Source organism: Mesorhizobium sp. BH1-1-5 (assembly GCF_020165615.1).
GTDB lineage: Bacteria > Pseudomonadota > Alphaproteobacteria > Rhizobiales > Rhizobiaceae > Mesorhizobium.
Window position 1 is genome coordinate 55124 of sequence record NZ_JAIUIM010000034.1, and the last position, 17013, is coordinate 72136.

At 64.2% G+C, this 17013-nt stretch carries 18 protein-coding genes; 4 read left to right on the forward strand and 14 right to left on the reverse strand.

The genetic code is table 11. The annotated features are described in order from the left end of the window. Positions 1 to 270 precede the first annotated feature (270 nt). From phoB to LB572_RS30820, 7 genes are all read right to left on the reverse strand, one after another. Complete coding sequence (gene phoB / locus LB572_RS30790; protein ID WP_010911896.1) at positions 271 to 960, reverse strand: phosphate regulon transcriptional regulator PhoB; 690 nt, start codon at positions 958 to 960, stop codon at positions 271 to 273. Positions 961 to 977: 17 nt separating this feature from the next. After that, positions 978 to 1685 carry a phosphate signaling complex protein PhoU gene (phoU, locus tag LB572_RS30795; protein WP_224670425.1) on the reverse strand — a complete coding sequence of 236 codons (708 nt, stop codon included), beginning with the start codon at positions 1683 to 1685 and terminating at the stop codon, positions 978 to 980. A gap of 20 nt (positions 1686 to 1705) precedes the next feature. Continuing rightward, complete coding sequence (pstB, locus tag LB572_RS30800) at positions 1706 to 2509, reverse strand: phosphate ABC transporter ATP-binding protein PstB (RefSeq protein ID WP_140804114.1); 804 nt, start codon at positions 2507 to 2509, stop codon at positions 1706 to 1708. After that, positions 2506 to 3357: a phosphate ABC transporter permease PstA gene (pstA, locus tag LB572_RS30805; protein ID WP_224670426.1), complete on the reverse strand. Its 852-nt coding sequence runs from the start codon at positions 3355 to 3357 to the stop codon at positions 2506 to 2508. Before pstA ends, pstB begins: the two co-directional genes overlap by 4 nt. A 3-nt stretch (positions 3358 to 3360) precedes the next feature. Beyond that, positions 3361 to 4347 (reverse strand): phosphate ABC transporter permease subunit PstC, encoded by a 987-nt coding sequence (gene pstC, locus LB572_RS30810; RefSeq protein WP_140804118.1) that lies wholly within the window; start codon positions 4345 to 4347, stop codon positions 3361 to 3363. A 64-nt stretch (positions 4348 to 4411) separates the two neighbouring features. Next, complete coding sequence (pstS, locus tag LB572_RS30815) at positions 4412 to 5470, reverse strand: phosphate ABC transporter substrate-binding protein PstS (protein ID WP_140804120.1); 1059 nt, start codon at positions 5468 to 5470, stop codon at positions 4412 to 4414. A 577-nt stretch (positions 5471 to 6047) separates the two neighbouring features. Further along, the gene (locus LB572_RS30820) at positions 6048 to 9404 is read right to left on the reverse strand and encodes a response regulator (protein ID WP_224670427.1); all 3357 of its coding nucleotides are present in this window, start codon (positions 9402 to 9404) and stop codon (positions 6048 to 6050) included. A gap of 199 nt (positions 9405 to 9603) precedes the next feature. Between LB572_RS30820 and LB572_RS30825 the strand changes: the two genes are divergently transcribed. After that, positions 9604 to 9951: a hypothetical protein gene (locus LB572_RS30825; protein ID WP_224670428.1), complete on the forward strand. Its 348-nt coding sequence runs from the start codon at positions 9604 to 9606 to the stop codon at positions 9949 to 9951. Between the two features lie 54 nt (positions 9952 to 10005). Here LB572_RS30825 and LB572_RS30830 read toward each other — a convergent pair whose 3' ends face one another. After that, positions 10006 to 10950 carry a DUF2865 domain-containing protein gene (locus tag LB572_RS30830; protein ID WP_224670429.1) on the reverse strand — a complete coding sequence of 315 codons (945 nt, stop codon included), beginning with the start codon at positions 10948 to 10950 and terminating at the stop codon, positions 10006 to 10008. Between the two features lie 295 nt (positions 10951 to 11245). Between LB572_RS30830 and LB572_RS30835 the strand changes: the two genes are divergently transcribed. Beyond that, positions 11246 to 11467, forward strand: a complete 222-nt coding sequence (locus LB572_RS30835; protein ID WP_224670430.1) for a hypothetical protein — start codon at positions 11246 to 11248, stop codon at positions 11465 to 11467. Between the two features lie 53 nt (positions 11468 to 11520). On the opposite strand, the gene LB572_RS30840 is transcribed toward LB572_RS30835, so the two are convergent. The 5 genes from LB572_RS30840 to LB572_RS30860 form a co-directional block, all read right to left on the reverse strand. Then, positions 11521 to 11805 carry a hypothetical protein gene (locus tag LB572_RS30840; RefSeq protein ID WP_412033611.1) on the reverse strand — a complete coding sequence of 95 codons (285 nt, stop codon included), beginning with the start codon at positions 11803 to 11805 and terminating at the stop codon, positions 11521 to 11523. A 341-nt stretch (positions 11806 to 12146) separates the two neighbouring features. Continuing rightward, positions 12147 to 12956 carry a glutathione S-transferase family protein gene (locus tag LB572_RS30845; protein WP_140804126.1) on the reverse strand — a complete coding sequence of 270 codons (810 nt, stop codon included), beginning with the start codon at positions 12954 to 12956 and terminating at the stop codon, positions 12147 to 12149. A gap of 22 nt (positions 12957 to 12978) precedes the next feature. Further along, entirely contained in the window at positions 12979 to 13560 is a 582-nt protein-coding gene (locus LB572_RS30850) for a VOC family protein (RefSeq protein ID WP_140804128.1), read from the reverse strand. Positions 13561 to 13757: 197 nt separating this feature from the next. Further along, positions 13758 to 14099 (reverse strand): hypothetical protein, encoded by a 342-nt coding sequence (locus LB572_RS30855; RefSeq protein ID WP_224670431.1) that lies wholly within the window; start codon positions 14097 to 14099, stop codon positions 13758 to 13760. A 44-nt stretch (positions 14100 to 14143) separates the two neighbouring features. Continuing rightward, positions 14144 to 14569 carry a helix-turn-helix domain-containing protein gene (locus LB572_RS30860; RefSeq protein ID WP_181179400.1) on the reverse strand — a complete coding sequence of 142 codons (426 nt, stop codon included), beginning with the start codon at positions 14567 to 14569 and terminating at the stop codon, positions 14144 to 14146. On the opposite strand from LB572_RS30860, the gene LB572_RS30865 reads away from it, so the two are divergent. Continuing rightward, on the forward strand, positions 14568 to 15791 hold the full coding sequence (locus tag LB572_RS30865; protein WP_181179402.1) for a sensor histidine kinase: 1224 nt from the start codon (positions 14568 to 14570) through the stop codon (positions 15789 to 15791). The two genes, LB572_RS30860 and LB572_RS30865, sit on opposite strands and share 2 nt — an antisense overlap. A 4-nt stretch (positions 15792 to 15795) precedes the next feature. Next, positions 15796 to 16461: a response regulator transcription factor gene (locus LB572_RS30870; protein ID WP_140804134.1), complete on the forward strand. Its 666-nt coding sequence runs from the start codon at positions 15796 to 15798 to the stop codon at positions 16459 to 16461. Between the two features lie 203 nt (positions 16462 to 16664). Here LB572_RS30870 and LB572_RS30875 read toward each other — a convergent pair whose 3' ends face one another. After that, positions 16665 to 16865, reverse strand: coding sequence for a hypothetical protein (locus tag LB572_RS30875; protein ID WP_224670432.1), 201 nt, complete (start codon positions 16863 to 16865; stop codon positions 16665 to 16667). Between the last annotated feature and the right edge of the window lie 148 nt (positions 16866 to 17013).

Consider the following 17013-nt stretch of genomic DNA (forward strand, 5'->3'; position numbering starts at 1 on the left):
CGTTGGTTTCCGTGCGAAGCCCCCGCAGCTTCGTCATTCCAGGGCGAAGCAGGAGCGAAGCTCCGTCGCGAAGACCCTGGAATCCATGCGCAGCGGAGCAGAATTCTGCACCGCCGCGGCGCGTCGACGTCACGGCATGGATCCTCGGGTCTGCGCCGCGTCGCTGCGCTCCTTGCTCCGCCCGTGGATGACGAAGCACAAGCGTCTCGGCTACTGACCAGCGTAGATGTTGGAAGTGCCTAGCTGTCAGGACTTCGGCGCGCCCCGAGACTAATCTTCCCTGATCGCGTAACCCGCGCCACGGATGGTGCGGATGACGTCCGGCATGCGGCCGTTGTTGACGGCCTTGCGCAGGCGCCCGACATGCACGTCCACGGTGCGCTCGTCGATATAGATCGTCTCGCCCCAGACATTGTCGAGCAGCTGGCTGCGCGAGAACACGCGGCCGGGATGGCGCATCATGAATTCGAGCAGGCGGAACTCGGTCGGGCCGAGCCTGATCTCGCTCTTCTTGCGGTAGACGCGGTGCGATTCGCGGTCGAGCACGATGTCGCCGACCTTGAGCACGCTGGACAGCACCTCCGGCTTGGCGCGGCGCAGCAGCGCCTTGACGCGCGCCATGAACTCCGGCGTCGAGAACGGCTTGACCAGATAGTCGTCGGCGCCGGTCGAAAGGCCGCGCACGCGGTCGCTTTCCTCGCCGCGCGCCGTCAGCATGATGATCGGCAGCCGCTCGGTCTCGGGCCGCATCCTGAGACGCCGGCAGAGCTCGATGCCGGAAACCGCCGGCACCATCCAGTCGAGCACGAGCAGGTCGGGAACGTTTTCTTGCAGGCGGATTTCGGCCTCGTCGCCGCGGGTCACCACTTCAACCTGGTAACCTTCGGATTCGAGGTTGTAGCGGAGCAGCACCCCCAGCGGCTCCTCGTCCTCCACCACCATGATGCGTGGCGCGATCATCGGGGTAACCTTTTCCGTCAGGCCGCCGGCGCCGACATTGCCGTCTCGTCCTGCTTCGGACGGTTGGCGGGCAATTGGGTGCCGGTCAGCACATAGTAGGCGTTCTCGGCGATGTTGGTCACATGGTCGCCGATGCGCTCGAGATTCTTGGCGCAGAACAAAAGATGCGTGCAAGCGGTGATGTTGCGCGGGTCTTCCATCATGTAGGTCAACAGCTCGCGGAAGACGGACGTGTATTTGACGTCGATGCGCTCGTCGTCGTTGCGAAGCTTGGCCAGCGCCGTGGCATCGCCCGCCGTATATTCCTGGATCACGGCCTGGACCTGGATCAGCACCATCTGCGCCATGGAATCGATCGAATGCGTGAGGTCGCGCGGCGCGGCGCTGACGCCGACCGAACCGACGCGCTTGGCGATGTTCTTGGCGAGGTCGCCGATGCGCTCGAGGTCGCCCGCCATGCGGATCGAGCCGACCACGTGACGAAGATCGTCGGCCATCGGCTGCCGCTTGGCGATCAGCGTGATGGCGCGGTCGTCGAGCTCGCGCTGGCGCGCGTCCATGATGGCGTCGTCGGAGACGACGCGCTGCGCCAGCGCATTGTCGGTTTCGAGCAGGGCCCTGGTCGCGCCGCCGACCATGGAGCCGGCGAGATCGCCCATGTCGTTGATGAGCCGGCTGATCTGCCTCAAATCCTCGTCGAAGGAGGCGACGGTATGTTCGGCCATGATGATGTCCTCGTATGTACTCAGCCGAAGCGGCCGGTGATGTAGTCCTGCGTGCGCTTCTCGCGAGGCGAGGTGAAGATCTTCTCGGTCCGGTCGAACTCCACCAGCTCGCCGAGATACATGAACGCCGTCTGCCGCGACACGCGCGCCGCCTGCTGCATGTTGTGGGTGACGATGACGATCGTGTAGTCGGCCTGCAATTCGTCGATCAGCTCCTCGATCTTGGCCGTCGACAGGGGATCGAGCGCCGAGGCCGGCTCGTCGAGCAGGATGACCTCGGGCTTCACCGCCACGGTGCGGGCGATGCACAGGCGCTGCTGCTGGCCGCCGGAAAGGCTGAGCCCGCTGGCGTTGAGCTTGTCCTTGACCTCGCTCCAGAGCGCGGCGCGCTTCAGCGCCTGCTCGACGCGGCTGTCCATCTCGGCCTTGCTGATCTTCTCATAGAGCCTGACGCCGAAGGCGATGTTTTCGTAGATCGACATCGGGAAAGGCGTCGGCTTCTGGAAAACCATGCCGATCTTGGTCCTGAGCAGGTTGAGGTCCTGCGAGCGGTCGAGGATGTTCTTGCCGTCGAGCAGCACCTGGCCCTCGGCGCTCTGCTTCGGATAGAGCTCGTAGATGCGGTTGAGCACGCGCAGCAGCGTCGACTTCCCGCAGCCCGACGGGCCGATGAAGGCCGTCACGCTGCGCTCCGGCAGGGACAGGTTGATGTCCTTCAGCGCCTTCGACTGGCCATAGTAGAAGTTGAGGTTCTTGACCTCGATCTTGGCCTTCTCGACGGTCGCGTCGGGTGCGTTCAGGTCGGTGGACAACATCGGTTTCATCTGTCCTCTCTGCGTCCGGTTAGGCTTCGGGCGATGATGCTCAGCCCGAGAACCGTCAGGGTGATTATGAGTGCGCCCGTCCAGGCCAGTTGCTGCCATTCCTCATAAGGGCTGAGAGCGAACTGGAAGATGGTCACCGGCAGGCTGGCCATCGGGGCATTGAGATTGCTCGACCAGAACTGGTTGTTGAGCGCGGTGAAGAGAAGCGGCGCCGTCTCGCCGGAGATGCGGGCGATCGCCAAAAGGATGCCGGTGACGATGCCCGACATTGCCGCGCGATAGGCGACCGAGCGGATCACCACCCAGCGCGGCGCGCCGATGGCGGTGCCTGCTTCGCGCAGCGCGTTGGGCACGAGGTTCAGCATGTCCTCGGTGGTGCGCACCACGACGGGAATCACCAGGATCGACAGCGCGACGGCGCCGGCAATCGCCGAGAAATGCCCCATCGGCCGCACCATCAGCTCATAGACGAACAGGCCGATGATGATCGAGGGGGCCGACAACAGGATGTCGTTGATGAAGCGCACCACCGTGGTGAGCTTCGAGAAGCGTCCGTATTCGGCCATGTAGGTGCCGGCCAGCACGCCGATCGGCGTGCCGACGATTATGCCGATGACGGTCATCACGATGCTGCCGTAGATGGCGTTGAGCAGGCCGCCGGCATCGCCGGGCGGCGGCGTCATTTCAGTGAACACGGCCAGGTTCACCCCGGCGAGCCCCTTGTAGAGCAGGGCGCCGAGGATCAGCGCCAGCCAGGCGAGGCCGATGCCCGCCGCGACGACGCACAAGGCCATCATCACGGCATTCTTGCGTTTGCGGCCTTGGTGAAGCGATTGGGCAGTCGACATAGGTCAGGCTCCCGTGCGGCTATCGATGCGCAACAGCATGTAGCGTGCGAGCGCGAGGATGATGAAGGTGATGATGAACAGGATCAGGCCGAGCGACACCAGCGAGGATGTGTAGAGATCGCCGTCGGCTTCGGTGAATTCGTTGGCGATGGTCGCCGAGATCGTCGTGCCCGGCGCAAACAGCGAGGCGCTGATGCGGTGTGCGTTGCCGATGACGAAGGTGACGGCCATCGTCTCGCCGAGCGCGCGGCCGAGGCCGAGCATGACGCCGCCCATGATGCCGACGCGGGTATAGGGGATTGTCACGCGCCGGGTCACTTCCCAGGTCGTGCAGCCGATGCCGTAGGCCGATTCCTTCAGCACCGCCGGCACCGTGTCGAACACGTCCTTGGTGATCGAGGTGATGAAGGGCAGCACCATGATGGCGAGGATCAGCGACGAGGTCAGCAGGCCGATGCCGTAGGGCGGACCGGCAAACAGGCTGTTGAGGCCGGGGATGCCTTTGAAGAGCCAGATGACGAAGGGCTGCACCGTCGTCTGCAGGAACGGCGCGAAGACGAACAGGCCCCAGATGCCGTAGATGATCGAGGGAATGCCTGCGAGCAACTCGACCGCAATGCCGATCGGGCGCCTGAGCGGGCGCGGGCAAAGCTCGGTCAGGAAGACGGCGATGCCGATGCCGATCGGCACGGCGATCAGTATGGCGATGGCCGAGGTGACGATGGTGCCGTAGATGGGCGCGAGCGCGCCGAAATTCTCGGTGACCGGGTTCCAGGATTCGGTGGTCAGGAAGGAGAAGCCGAACTTCGACATCGCCTCCCACGAGCCGGCGATCAGCGAGATCGCGACCCCGCCGAGCAGTACCAGCACGAGGATGGCGGAAAGGCGCGTGGCCGTCCGGAAGGCCATGTCGGTGAAGGCGAAGCGGCGTACTGTCGCTTCTCTGGTCCGCAGGGCGGACGATGTCGCGGCTTCGGAAACGGCTGTCATTTAGCCCCTCGCATTTCGAAAGAGACAGGAGGGCGCCAAAGACGCCCTCCTTATTCGCTAGGAATTACATGCCGGAGTAGAGCGGCTTGCCGCTCGCGTCGACGATGTCCTTGCCCCACATCTCCTCGACGCTCTTCACGACGGCGTCGGGCATCGGAACATAGTCCAGGCCGGCGGCCAGCTCGTCGCCCTTGGCATAGGACCAGGCGAAGAACTTGAGCGCTTCGGTCGTCGCCGCGGCGTCATCGGGCTTCTTGTAGACGAGGATCCAGGTGGCCGAGGTCATCGGCCAGGATTCGGCGCCGGTCTGGTTGGCCAGGATGACGCCGTAGCCCGGCTGCGAGCTCCAGTCGGCATTGGCCGCGGCGGCCGAGAACGCGGCGGCGGTCGGCTCGACCTTCTTGCCGTCCTTGTTGATCAGGTCGGTATAGGTGAGCTTGTTCTGCTTGGCATAGGCGTATTCGACGTAACCGATCGCGCCGCCGGTCTGCGAGACGTTGTTGGCGACGCCCTCATTGCCCTTGGCGCCGATGCCCACCGGCCATTCGAGCGCGGTGTTGACGCCGACCTTCGACTTCCAGTCGGCGCTGACGTCGGCCAGGTAGTAGCTGAAGTTGAACGTGGTGCCCGAGCCGTCCGAACGGTGCACGACGGCGATCGCCTGGTCGGGCAGCTTGGCGTCGGGGTTGAGCTTCTTGATCGCTTCGTCGTTCCAGTTGGTGATCTTGCCGACGAAGATGTCGGCCAGCGTCGGGCCGTCGAGCACCAGCTCGCCCGGCTTGATGCCTTCGAGGTTGACGACCGGAACGATGCCGCCCATCACCATCGGGAACTGCGCGAGCCCGGTGGAGTCGAGGTCCTCACCCTTCAGCGGCGCGTCGGAAGCGCCGAAGGTCACGGTCTTGGCCTTGATCTGCTTGATGCCGCCGCCGGAGCCGATCGACTGGTAGTTGAGACCGATGCCGGTCTCCTTCTTGTAGGCGTCGGCCCACTTCGCGTAGATCGGATAGGGGAAGGTGGCGCCGGCGCCGGAGATATCGGCTGCCATCGCGGCGGAGATGCTAAGGGTTGATGCCGCAGCCATTGCAATCGCAACGGCCGCCGAGCGGATGAAATGTCTCATGTGGCCTGCTCCTGTTCGGAAGATGGTCTTTCGGCACCCGTTCTATCGGCGCCCGGTGAGCGCAATAGCCTTCGATTATTACAGTCGCATGACAGTTTCGTGTCAGCCCGGTAACGCCCGAAGGGGGATGCCTGGAGAGGTCCGCGGCGGCCGCGAAGGACCGGCCGGAGTTTGCCGTGGGAATCAGCAACTTGTCTGACTTTTGAATCAAAAAAATATCCCGGCGGCCGGGTCACGGCCGCCGGGAAATAAAATCCGGACGAGAGCGCGTTGCCTGAACGCCAGAGCGGATCATGGCCTGGCCATCGCCGAAAACAGGTCCGTTGGGGTAGAGTCGACGCTGTTTCTTGTTGGCGGTCGCTGCTCCCGCCCGTAACCGAGGAGCGGAATCAGTGTCATGATTGTCCGAGCTTGGCGTTTGCTTTGGTATGGTGCGATCGCACCATACGCATGCGTCAGCGTCATGCGCCCGCCTGCCGGCTAAATCCGCCCTGTCTCCTGGTTTCGCGCAATTCCGCACGAGCGGCTATGGCGAAGGCGCCGAGCCTGACCGTTTCACACGTTTCCTGGAATTGCTCTAACCGGCGTTGCGCCGGGTCTCCACGTCCGCTCCCAGCCAGCGCTCGAGCTTTTCGAGCAGCGCGCGCGGGCTGATCGGCTTCGGCAGATAATCGTCCATGCCGGCTTCCAGGCAGCGTTCGCGGTCGCCCTTCAGCGCGTGCGCGGTGACGCCGACGATCGGTACATGCGTGCCCATGTCCTCCTCGAGCCGGCGGATGGCGCCCGTCGCCTCCAGGCCGTTCATTTCCGGCATCGACACATCCATCAGGATCATGCGCGGATTGAGCCTGCCGAAGGCGTCGAGCGCCTTGCGGCCGTTGCCGACGATCTCGAAGCGGTAGCCGGTCTCGCCGAGTATCTGGGTAAACACCAGCTGGTTCACCTCGTTGTCTTCGGCAACGAGGATGTCGAGCCCGCGCTCCGCATCGGCGGGGCGTGGACGCGCCCGCGCCGACGGCGGCTGCAGCATGGCGCGGTCCGACGCCGCCCGCGCCAGCCCGGCTTGCGGGGGGCTGCCGGTGCCGACGGCGGGTTGCGCCGCGGCGCTGCTATGGCGATGGCGCTGGATGGTCGCGACCAGCGTTTCCAGGAGGACGGAGGAGCGCGCCGGCTTGATCAGCTGCGCATCGATGCCGAGATCGCGATAGGTCGTGTTGGCAAGCGACTGGTCGACCGAGGTCAGCATGATGATGGGCGTATGCGCCAGGCCCGCCGTGTTGCGCACGATGCGCGCCATCTCGGCGCCGGTCATGCCGGGCATCTGGTAGTCGAGCACGACGCAGTCGACCGGCACGCCATAGGCGGCGGCGGCGATCAGCACCTTCAGTCCCTCGGCGCCGCTTTCGGCCGCGCAGGAATCGAACGTCCACGACGCCATCTGCTCGCTCAGGATCGAACGGTTGACGGCATTGTCGTCGACGACGAGCACGCGCGCGCCGGTGACGTCGACCGGCGTGATGCGCTGTCCGCCTTGCTCGGCCCTGGGCAGCGTGACCGTGAACCAGAAGGTCGAACCCTTGCCCTCGGCGCTGTCGACGCCGATCTCGCCGCCCATCATCTCGACCAGCCGCGAAGTGATGGCAAGACCGAGCCCGGTGCCCTCATGCCGCCTGGTCGAGGAGGTGTCGACCTGGCTGAATTTCTCGAACACCAGCTTCAGCTTCTCTTCCGGAATGCCGATGCCGGTATCGGTCACGGAAATGGTGAGCTTCGTCCCCGCGGGAACCCGCTCACCCGTCACGTCGACCAGGACATGGCCCTCGTCGGTGAATTTCACGGCGTTGCCGAGCAGGTTGGTGACGATCTGCCTGACGCGGCCGACATCGCCGACGAACTGGCCGTCGAGCCCCGGCTGGACGCGCACGATGAGCTCGAGGTCCTTTTCCTTCGCGCGCGTCGATACCAGCGTCGCCACATCCTCGATCGCCTCGGCGAGATTGAAGGGTGCCGGGTCGAGCACCAGCTGGCCGGCGTCGATCTTGGAGAAGTCGAGGATGTCGTTGATGATGGTGAGCAGCGCGTTGCCGGATTTGACGATGATGTCGGTGAACGTCTTCTGCTTTGGATCGAGGTCCGACTTTGCCAAAAGCTCTGCCATTCCAAGGACCCCGTTCATCGGCGTGCGGATCTCGTGGCTCATATTGGCGAGGAATTCCGACTTGGCCCGGTCGGCGAGCACGGCGCGCCGGCGCGCCTCGCTGAGCTCGGCCTCGCGCTGCTTGAGCTCGGTGATGTCGGTGGTGGAGCCGATGAGATAGAGCGAGCCATCCGAGGCGATCATCGCGCCCTTGCGCGCGAACTGGTGCCTGACGCTGCCGTCCGGCATCGTCACCGTCTCTTCTATCTCCTGCGTCTCGCCGGTGCGCAGCACGGCAAGGTCGCTGGCGACGAAGGCTTCGCCATCCTCGCCGAAAATCTCGACATCGGTCTTGCCGACGGCTTCTTCCTTGCTGAAGCCGGTGAGATCGCACCAGCCCTTGTTGACGTAGAATTGCCTGAGGTCCGAGCGCTTGGCGTAGATCGACACCGGCACATTGTCGATGAGGCTGCGGAACACCTCGTTCTCGCTCATGCTCTGCCGGAGCGCCTGCTCGCGCGCCTTGACGTCGGTGATATCGGTGCTGGAGCCGACCAGGTGCACCGAGCCGTCGATCGCCACCAGCCGGCTCTTGCGCGTCATCAGCTGCCGCACGGTGCCGTCGCGGTGGGTGACGGCCTCCTCGACCTCGCGCCCGGCGCCGGTCGCCACGACGTCGGTGTCGTCATTGCTGAAGCCGTCCGCCTCTTCCGTCGCGAAAAGCGCGCGATCCGTCTTGCCGAGCACCTCGTCCTTGGCGAGGCCGGTCAGCGCGCACCAGGCCTTGTTGACGAATTCTATGCTGAGATCGTCGGCCTTGATGAAGGCGGCCACGGGCAGCTCGTCCATCACGTGCCGGTAGAGGTCGATCTGGCGCATGGAGTCGCGCAACGCCTTCTCGCGGACCTTGATGTCGGTGATATCGACGCGCACGCCGATGAACGTCCCGTCGTCGGTGCGCATGTCATAGACCTGGTACCAGCGCCCGTCGGCATTGAGGCGTTCGTAGGCGGAGCTTGGCAAGCGGTACCGCTCGAGCATGGCGTCAAGCCAGCGCTCGGTATCGACGCCATGCAGGCCGTCGATTTCGGTGTCGCCGCTCGAGCGGAAATAGCCGACCGAATGGCCGAGAGCCAACGCCTCGCGGAATGTGCGGCCCGGTTGCCAGGCCGGCTTCAGCGCCGGCAGCGTGTCCTGCAGCTTGCGGTTGGCGAAGACGAAGCGGTCGTCGCGATCGTAGATGATGACGCCGGCCGGCAGGGATTCCAGCACGGTGGCAAGGTTCCTGCGCGCGTCCTCGGCCTCGGTCTCGCGCTGTTTCATGTCGGTGATGTCGACATAGGAGATCAGCCGTTTGCCGCCGGGGAGAGGCGCCAGCGAGGCGATCAGCGTGCGGCCGTCCTTGCGCGGCAGCTGCCTGGACCCTGCGGTTCCAGCCCGGATTTCGGCCTCCCGTTCGGCCACATGGCCTTGCCAGGCCTGGTCCTCGCCGCCGAACGGATCGGCGTCACGGCTGGCTTCCATGAGGTCGCGAAAGCGACTGCCGGCCGGAGCGCGCTGCGGATCGATCTTCCAGAAATCGTAGAATGCGCGGTTGACCACCTCCGCCCGCAATTCGGCATCGAGAACGATGACGCCGATCGGCATCGAATCGACCATCAGCCTGAGATTGGCAAGCGCCTCCGAAGTGCCGGCCATATCGTGGACATCCTCGAGAAAGGCCCCGTTGCCCCGCATATCCGCCTTGTCGAGATTCCGCGCGCTGTCCGCCCCGACAGTCCCGTCCGTATCCGCCATTCCTACCCCCAAGGCCGAACCGTGCAGGTTCGTCGGCGGAATGTGCCCGACAAGCATTAACGATCCGCTAACCATAATGATTGCAACCGCCAGCCGCCCGGTGCCGTTGAGGCAGATTGCGATCTTCGCGCCGGCTGCGGTAATCCGCCCGTTGGCGGCCGAGGCAATGACGCATTATAAGGTGCCTGAGGTGTTGCTAATGTTTGGTCGAATCGCGGCTTTCGTCCTGTGCCCGGCGCTGCTTGCAGCGGGCGGCTGCGTGCGCAGCGACGACGGCACGGTGATCGTTCCAAGCCGTATGGACGTCAGGCGTGTCTGGGACCAGACGCCGCCGGGGACGGCCGCGCCGCGACAGGTCGAGTCGGACGTGTTTCCTCTGCCGCCAAGCGTGCCGCCGGGCCCAGCTGTACGGCGCTACCCAAAGCGCGTTTCGATGGCGCCATCCCTGAACCAGGACCTGCCCGACGCGTCTGCCGGCGAGCAGAGACCGCTGGCCTGCAGGAATGTCGGCGAAAACGGCAGGCGCTACCGGGTCGTCTGCGAGTAATTGTCGCCTGGTCGGCGCTGCCGGACGCCCGCAACGCGGGGGACGACGGCCGGATCAATTCGCAGGGAAGAAGGCCGGCCCGACCACGCGCACCGGCTTTGCGTCGGCCGGCACAACCGACTCGGACTGCGCGATCGAGCTGGTCGCATCCGCTCCCGCGTCCTGGGCGCTGTTTGCTGGAATGTCCGAGACCGTGCCCGGACCCGACCCCAGATCCGGTCTCGTCGTCGGCAAGGGAATGATGGCGTTTTCCATGTTGCGCGGCGTCACCGTGCGCGCCCTGAGCTCGGCCACCCGCTGGGAGTAGCGCTTGACGTCGCAGGCCTTGAACTCGGGGGCATCGCGATAGCGGAAGGCGGCTGGCAGTTCGGTGTAGGGCTTGCGCGTCTCGACCGCGACCATCTGGTCGGTCTCGAGGCTCGGATCGCTCAGTGTATAGAGATCGACATCCGCATCGTCGCAGATGTAGCGGCATTGATCGACCGTATCGTTGAGGTCCCCGGCTCGCGCGAATTGCGAATTCGGCGCAGGGAAGAAATAGCCGTCCGAGCGGCGAACGCAAAACAGCATCGCATTCCCGCTATAGGCCGGAGCGGAAGCCTCGGTGTTGGACGCCTGCTGCTGCGCCTGCTGCCGCTTGGGAGCCGCCTGACAGCCAAGCGCGACGTATCTCGCCTGCAACCCGGCGGAGTCGCGGCCGGAACTGCCGATGCTGGCGATCCGACGCTGCACGTCGGTCCGGTTCCGGATGAGATCCGCGCAGGCATTGAAGAAGCCTCCGGCAGCGCTGCTGGCGGTGCATCGGCGCTGCCTTTCCAGCCCCTGGATCGCGGCAAGCTGGCGCCTCAGTTGCGCAAGCTCGGGGCTCGCCGCGTCGCGGCCGCCGGACAGCATCTGGCTTCTCAGCGCCGAGCAAGAATCGGCATAGGAAACCTGCGTGATCGCCAAGATCGCCATGACCACCAGGCATGGTATCTTGAGAAACCATAACCTCGCCATCGGGTGCCACCCCTGTTCGAAAAACGAGTTCGACTTAATCGATGCCGGCTAATTGAGAAGATACTTATGTATAGAAAGGTTAGCCAGAAACTTTCTTATACGACATAAGTGTTATTCTCAATCTTGTGAAGCAAATATTACGCTTTCATCTCAAGATTGAGACAGCAGTCGAAAAACCATTTTCAGGCCGGCCACGGCCGCGCCGCGGCGCGATCACGGATCGCTGATGAAACCTTTGCCCGCTGACGGACGTTGTTGGCGTTGATGTGACCGCGCAGCGCAGAGGAGACTGAAGATGTCCATTCACTTCACCGTCTCTGGCCTGACCAGGAACCTGATCCATTCGCTTGGGCTGGATCATGAGCAGGCGCAGAGACCCCTTACCCCCGAACAGAGCCTTCTCTTGGATTGTTACCTGGCCGGGCAGATCCCGGACTCCGCCTGGAGCGATTATGTCTTCGAGATGCCGGAGCTGGAAAAACACGCTGAGGTCAGGCGCGCACGCCGTTTGACCTGAAAGCAATTCCAGGAAAAGCGTGAGACGGTTGGGCTCTGCGCCTTCGCCGTCCTCTACTTCTTCGGCGAGTTGAACTGCAGCGTGAAGACATTGCCGGCTATGCCTTGCGCCAGCGATGGCGAAAGGCTGAGCGGCAGACAGTCGTTCAGGGCCTTGGTCGCCGCATCGACATAGGCCTTGCGCGCCTTGTCGTCGCCGCCGACATGAATGGCGGTTGTCCTCGGCGGCCCGATCAGCGTTCCGTCGCGTTTGAAGCTGAAGCTGAGCGTGGCCGAGGAATTGTCGGAATTGGCCGGCGGTGTCCAGCAGGCGAGCAAGGCGGCCCCTACCTCGTTCATGCTGTTGAGCGACGCGGCGGCCGAAGGAAAGGACACAATCGACAGCGCGCCCGCCATCATCAAAAGTCTTGCCATGTCCATCGCAGGCCCTCGTTGCCGTCGCTCAGCCGCCTGACGGTATCGTACGATCCATGACGAGGATGACAACAGGATTTCAACCTGCCCGCCGGCGCTGCAATCATACTGTCGTGATTGCCGCGCGATGGCCGCGAAAAAGCAAAAGGCCGGCACGGAGCCGACCTTTCCCTTGCCTCGTCATGGCGCCAGTACATCCGTGGTCGCGGCGAGCTGCGACCAGTAGACAGGCCTTGGGTAAACGAAACCTTAACGCCGGCGGATTGCTAGGCCTTTGCCTGCGATTTCACATGGGCGATGTAGCCGCGCACGTCGCCGGCCGGCTCCGCATAGGCCTTGCCGAGCTTCTTCTCAAGCACCGCCATGTACTCCTTCGCCCATTTGGGCAGCGCGTAGTCGATGACCGCCAGGAATTCGAGCGTTGCCGCCAGCCTAATATCGGCGATCGACGGATTGTTGCCGCCGATGAACGGTTTGCCGTTGCGGAAGAAGGAGTGAAACACTTCGAGCGGCTCGGCGATCGCGGCCATCGCCGCCTTCTGCGCTTCCGACTTCCGGTCGGGATGGGCGTCGCTGTGACCGACCTCTCCGGCATATTGCGGGAAGCCGAGCGCCGGATACGTTGCGCGCGCGACATAAGGATAAAGTGTGCCGACCAGGTAGAACATGGCGCTGTCGATCATCGCCCGCTTTGCCGGCGCCTTCGGATAGAACTTCTCCAGCCCGTGCTTGTTGGCGAGATACTGCATGATCGCGCAGCTTTCCCACAGCACGCCGCGCGGCAGGCCCTTGTCCTCGATCATCGGCGTCAGATGCGCCGGATTGCGCGCCAGGAATTCCGGCGAGCGCGTGCTGCCCCAAGCGTCTGTTTCCGCGGTATCGAGCGCGGCCGCGCGCGCGAACACCCGCACCGTCATGTTGTTGACGCTCGGCCTCAGCATGCTGAGCTTCACGCCGGGTTTCTTAGCCGGCTTCGCTCTTGCTTTAGGCGCGGCCTTCGCGGTCGCCTTGGGCGCGGCTTTTGCCATCACCTTCGCCGCCGGTTTCTTCGTACTTTTGGTTGCAGCCTTTGCCATGTCGGTCCTCCCTCTGACCTGGTTAATATGGATTTTTCGGCGCCCTGCTCTCGGACAATGTTTCACGCGACCGCTCGATCAGCGCCTGGATGGCGTCCGCGAGATGGACTTCGGCGATGTTGTAGTCGCCGCGCGCCACACGGGTCTTGTGCGCCTCCATCAGCACGTCGGCATGGGTGAAGCCGGCCGGCGGCTCGAAGCGGTAGGAGGCAAGCTCGATCAACAGTCCGAGCGGATCCTCGAAATAGATCGAATCCATGAAGCCGCGATCCTTGACGCCGCTGTGCTTGATGCCGCGCTCGTCGAGCCGCGCGACCGCCTGCAGGAAGGTGACCCGCGACACCGAGAAGGCGATATGATGGACGCAGCCGACATCGGTCGGCGTCCGCCGCTTGACCGGGCCCCGACTCTCGTCGGTGAAGACGGTGATCAGGCGCCCGTCGCCCGGATCGAAATAGAGATGGCTCTCGCTCGCCTTGTCGAGATTGGGCTGCTCGAAGATGAAAGGCATGCCGAGCACGCCCTCCCAGAAGTCGATCGAGGTCTGGCGCCCGGCGCCGACCAGCGTGATGTGATGAACGCCTTGCGACTGCAGCTTCCGCATTGGCTCCTCCCGCCTGCGCTTGCGCCTTGCTGGCTGGCGGGTCCAGGTGCCTGGCCGTGCTTGGATCAGCCCTAGGCACGCGACCGCCGCCCTGTTCTCGTTGCGCTCCGCATTCCGCATCCTGTCGGATCGCGGCTAGAGCGTCGATGAGGGGATGCTAAATCAATCTGGGACGTTGCGCCAGAAGCACCGGCCCTTCACTGCGCTTGCGAGCCACCGCCGTCATCCGCGATGATGCGGATTGGTCTCTGCCGTCCGCTTTGGGTTCGGTTGATGATCGCGGCCAGGCATTCTCTCGATTCATGGCCCCAGTTCTGCCCCTTGCAGGCGAAGTCGATCCCCGGTCCGGGCGCGATGCGCTGCTCTTTGCCAGCGGTATTGACAGCAAGCGAACCCGGATCCCACGCGGCTGACGAGGTAACGCTTGCCACCGAAGCGATAGCGATGGCTATCAGGCAGCAGCCGCATCCGATCAGGGCGGCCAGCCGCCCGGAGAACCTCCTCGGCGACTGCGGGGAACGTCTGTCTGTCACGTTCATCTTACTCGTCCACGCGCAAGCGCCACTGCGGGCGTCCCGACCGCTTAGGTCAGGATCCAGGCCACGGCCCTGCCCGTATCGGCCGGAACACCGCCGATTCCGGCGGATAGATGAGGCGAAATGGCGCCCAGGGGTACTTCCAGGATGTGCGCGATTGCCTTGAGGGTCTTGGTGGAGGCCGTCTTTCCGGAGCGCTCTATCTGCGACAGCATGCTCGGGGTTATTCCGGCTTGGGCGGCGAGTTGCCTTCCGCTCAGGCCGCGCAGGATCCTGACGGCGCGGACCGGGTTCTCGCCGGCGGCGATCCTGTCGAGGACACGCTTGGGCAACGGACTGTTGGGGGCAGGCTCTTCGAGGTCGGCCACGCCGGCCATCGCCGTCCGCTTGAGCACGCGGTACTGGGATTCCGGCAGCACGACCATGCGCTCCTTCGAGCCTGGGTGCTTGATGAATTGGACGTTTAGCTTCATGGCAACCTTCGGCCTATCTCCTTTGGCCGGGACGGGACATCTGTCGAAAGTCAGAGGCGATGATGACGAAAGTCATATTCGTTTGCGACCGGTCCGGGCTTACGTCAAAGTGGACCGCCGCGCCCCGTGGCTGTTTTTGTGGGAACGAATGATCGATATCGGCACGGAACTACTGCCGGCCGCGCAGGCGGAAGTCATTGGGCTTGCAGTTTTGCGGGCCGACAGGACGGTTCAGCAGAAAGTGGGGCGTCTGGTCGAGTGGCTCCCCGCCCTTGGAGCGGACTGCTGCCTGTGCACGCTGCTGGTCGGCATGGAGGCCGAGATGGCGGCCTTGTCCGAGGGACGCCGCGATCTGATCGCCTTGTCGGGCGTGCGGGCCGAATTGCCGGGGCTGGACCGTCCCGTCACCGCGGTCATCCTGTGGAATGGCGACCGATCGCACTACGTCGTGATCGCGATGCCCGACTTCACGGCGCGCCAGGCCGAGATCATGTTCGAGAGCGAGCGGCGCGCCAGGCGCTTGATGGAGCAGCAGCTCGAAGCCGCCAACTCCGAGGTACGCTTCGCCTCGCTGGCCCGCACCCGGCTCCGCCTGGCGCGCGATCTCCACGACACGCTCGTGCATTCGATCATCGCATTGCTGACGCAGATCCGGCTGACCAGGCATTTCCTGGCGACCGATCCCGCTCGTGTTTCGGACGGGCTCGCGGTTGCCGAGGAAGCCGCGATAAACGGCCTGGCGCGGTCACGCGATGCCATCGCCCGGCTCAGGATGCCCGACGACCTCGAACCGGGTTCGGATGTCGAAGAGATGCTGTCGGACTTTGCGCGGCGGACCGGCACCGAGGTCTCCATGCGGATCGATGACGGAGCCCGAGCCGGGTTGCACGACCACGCGACGACGATCCGGCGCATCGTCGGCGAGGCGTTGCGCAACGTCGAGGCGCACGCGAAGGCGCGGCTGGTCCGGTTCGACGCGGTCGTAGAGAGAACCGAAACTGGTGCAAGACTCATTGTCGATGTCCGCGACGACGGACGCGGCTTTGACGCGACCGTCCCCAAACAGGGGCATTTCGGGCTGATTGGAATGGCCGAATTTGCCGAGCTCGCCGGAGGACAATCCGCGGTGGAAAGCACGCCGGGGGCGGGTACGCTGGTTCGGACATCCCTTCCCCTGACCATGTCGGCGACGAACGCCCGGTCCGGCGCCGCGGGAGTGTAGAAAGATGACCGATCCGCGCCTGCGACCCGAAAGGATACGCGTGTTGATCGCCGAGGATCAGACATTGATCCGGGAAGGCCTTGCCACGCTCCTTGCCCAGCAGAACGACGATTTCGAAATCGTCGGCGCCGCCGCCGATGGCGAGCAGGCGATCGAGTTCGCGCGCCGGTATCGCCCGGACGTCGTTCTGATGGATCTGCAAATGCCGCGCGCCGACGGCGTCACGGCAACCCAGCGTATCCTGCGCGAATTCCCGGGCACCGGCATCGTCGTCCTGACCACGTTCGAGACCAACGACCTGATTTTCGAGGCCGTCAGCGCCGGAGCCAAGGCATATCTGTTGAAGGACTCCAGAATTGACGAGATCGCGGCGACGATCCGAACCGTGGCGAACGGCCAATCCGCGCTTTCACCCGGTGTTGCCGCGAAAATTCTCGAAGAATTCAAGCGATTGCGTCCGCGCCACGCTCCGGCGAGCGCGCCGGTCCGCGGCGACCTCACCGCGCGTGAGAATGAAATCCTCAAACTGATCGTCGAAGGCAAGAGCAATGGCGAGATCGGCGCCCAACTGCACTTGGCCGAGGGCACGATCAAGAACTACGTCAGCACGATCCTGGAGAAGTGCGGGGCCAAGAACCGGACCGAGCTCGCCATAAAAACGATAGGCTGAACGACCTTCCGCGATGAACGCGCATCTGCGCCCCTGGACTTCGTCACGCACCGTAACGGCGCGGCGATCGAACGCTCAAAAAAAGGCCCGCGGCTTCGGGGTTCAGGGGAAAAAGCCACGGGCAAGTCTGGTTGCCTGAGTTCCCGCTCTTGGTGGCAGGTCGAGGGAGGCGCCGGTCGACGCGTCGCTGCGGCTCCCGACGGCTAGCTCTTTGCCCGATTGCGGGCTTCGATCTCACGGAACGCCAGGATGGTCAGGACCATCTCGGCGCTGCCGATCGATGGTCGAGGCGCAAGCAGGCGTAGGAGCGCGTTGAGCTGCTCGGCGTCCATTTCGGCCAAATGGCCCTTCACGGTCCGCATGGCCTCGTCGAGCTTCGTCAGCAATTCCGCAACGATCGTCATGTCCGAAGCCTTGCCCATGGTTCGCGCGGGCGACCTTGTTGAAAGCGGAACGCTGTGCTGGAAATTTCCGCTGATCGGCCTGGATTGGCTAGCGGATCGAGAAACGATGCAGGTGGATCGCAATCGAGGCGGGGGGGGGGGGGGGGGG

Excerpts from the sequence above, each read along its gene's own strand:
- phoB (WP_010911896.1), bottom strand. The coding sequence starts at position 960 with ATGATCGCGCCACGCATCATGGTGGTGGAGGACGAGGAGCCGCTGGGG.
- phoU (WP_224670425.1), bottom strand. The coding sequence starts at position 1,685 with ATGGCCGAACATACCGTCGCCTCCTTCGACGAGGATTTGAGGCAGATC.
- pstB (WP_140804114.1), bottom strand. The coding sequence starts at position 2,509 with ATGAAACCGATGTTGTCCACCGACCTGAACGCACCCGACGCGACCGTC.
- pstA (WP_224670426.1), bottom strand. The coding sequence starts at position 3,357 with ATGTCGACTGCCCAATCGCTTCACCAAGGCCGCAAACGCAAGAATGCC.
- pstC (WP_140804118.1), bottom strand. The coding sequence starts at position 4,347 with ATGACAGCCGTTTCCGAAGCCGCGACATCGTCCGCCCTGCGGACCAGA.
- pstS (WP_140804120.1), bottom strand. The coding sequence starts at position 5,470 with ATGAGACATTTCATCCGCTCGGCGGCCGTTGCGATTGCAATGGCTGCG.
- LB572_RS30820 (WP_224670427.1), bottom strand. The coding sequence starts at position 9,404 with ATGGCGGATACGGACGGGACTGTCGGGGCGGACAGCGCGCGGAATCTC.
- LB572_RS30825 (WP_224670428.1), top strand. The coding sequence starts at position 9,604 with ATGTTTGGTCGAATCGCGGCTTTCGTCCTGTGCCCGGCGCTGCTTGCA.
- LB572_RS30830 (WP_224670429.1), bottom strand. The coding sequence starts at position 10,950 with ATGGCGAGGTTATGGTTTCTCAAGATACCATGCCTGGTGGTCATGGCG.
- LB572_RS30835 (WP_224670430.1), top strand. The coding sequence starts at position 11,246 with ATGTCCATTCACTTCACCGTCTCTGGCCTGACCAGGAACCTGATCCAT.
- LB572_RS30840 (WP_412033611.1), bottom strand. The coding sequence starts at position 11,805 with ATGAACGAGGTAGGGGCCGCCTTGCTCGCCTGCTGGACACCGCCGGCC.
- LB572_RS30845 (WP_140804126.1), bottom strand. The coding sequence starts at position 12,956 with ATGGCAAAGGCTGCAACCAAAAGTACGAAGAAACCGGCGGCGAAGGTG.
- LB572_RS30850 (WP_140804128.1), bottom strand. The coding sequence starts at position 13,560 with ATGCGGAAGCTGCAGTCGCAAGGCGTTCATCACATCACGCTGGTCGGC.
- LB572_RS30855 (WP_224670431.1), bottom strand. The coding sequence starts at position 14,099 with ATGAACGTGACAGACAGACGTTCCCCGCAGTCGCCGAGGAGGTTCTCC.
- LB572_RS30865 (WP_181179402.1), top strand. The coding sequence starts at position 14,568 with ATGGCAACCTTCGGCCTATCTCCTTTGGCCGGGACGGGACATCTGTCG.
- LB572_RS30860 (WP_181179400.1), bottom strand. The coding sequence starts at position 14,569 with ATGAAGCTAAACGTCCAATTCATCAAGCACCCAGGCTCGAAGGAGCGC.
- LB572_RS30870 (WP_140804134.1), top strand. The coding sequence starts at position 15,796 with ATGACCGATCCGCGCCTGCGACCCGAAAGGATACGCGTGTTGATCGCC.
- LB572_RS30875 (WP_224670432.1), bottom strand. The coding sequence starts at position 16,865 with ATGACGATCGTTGCGGAATTGCTGACGAAGCTCGACGAGGCCATGCGG.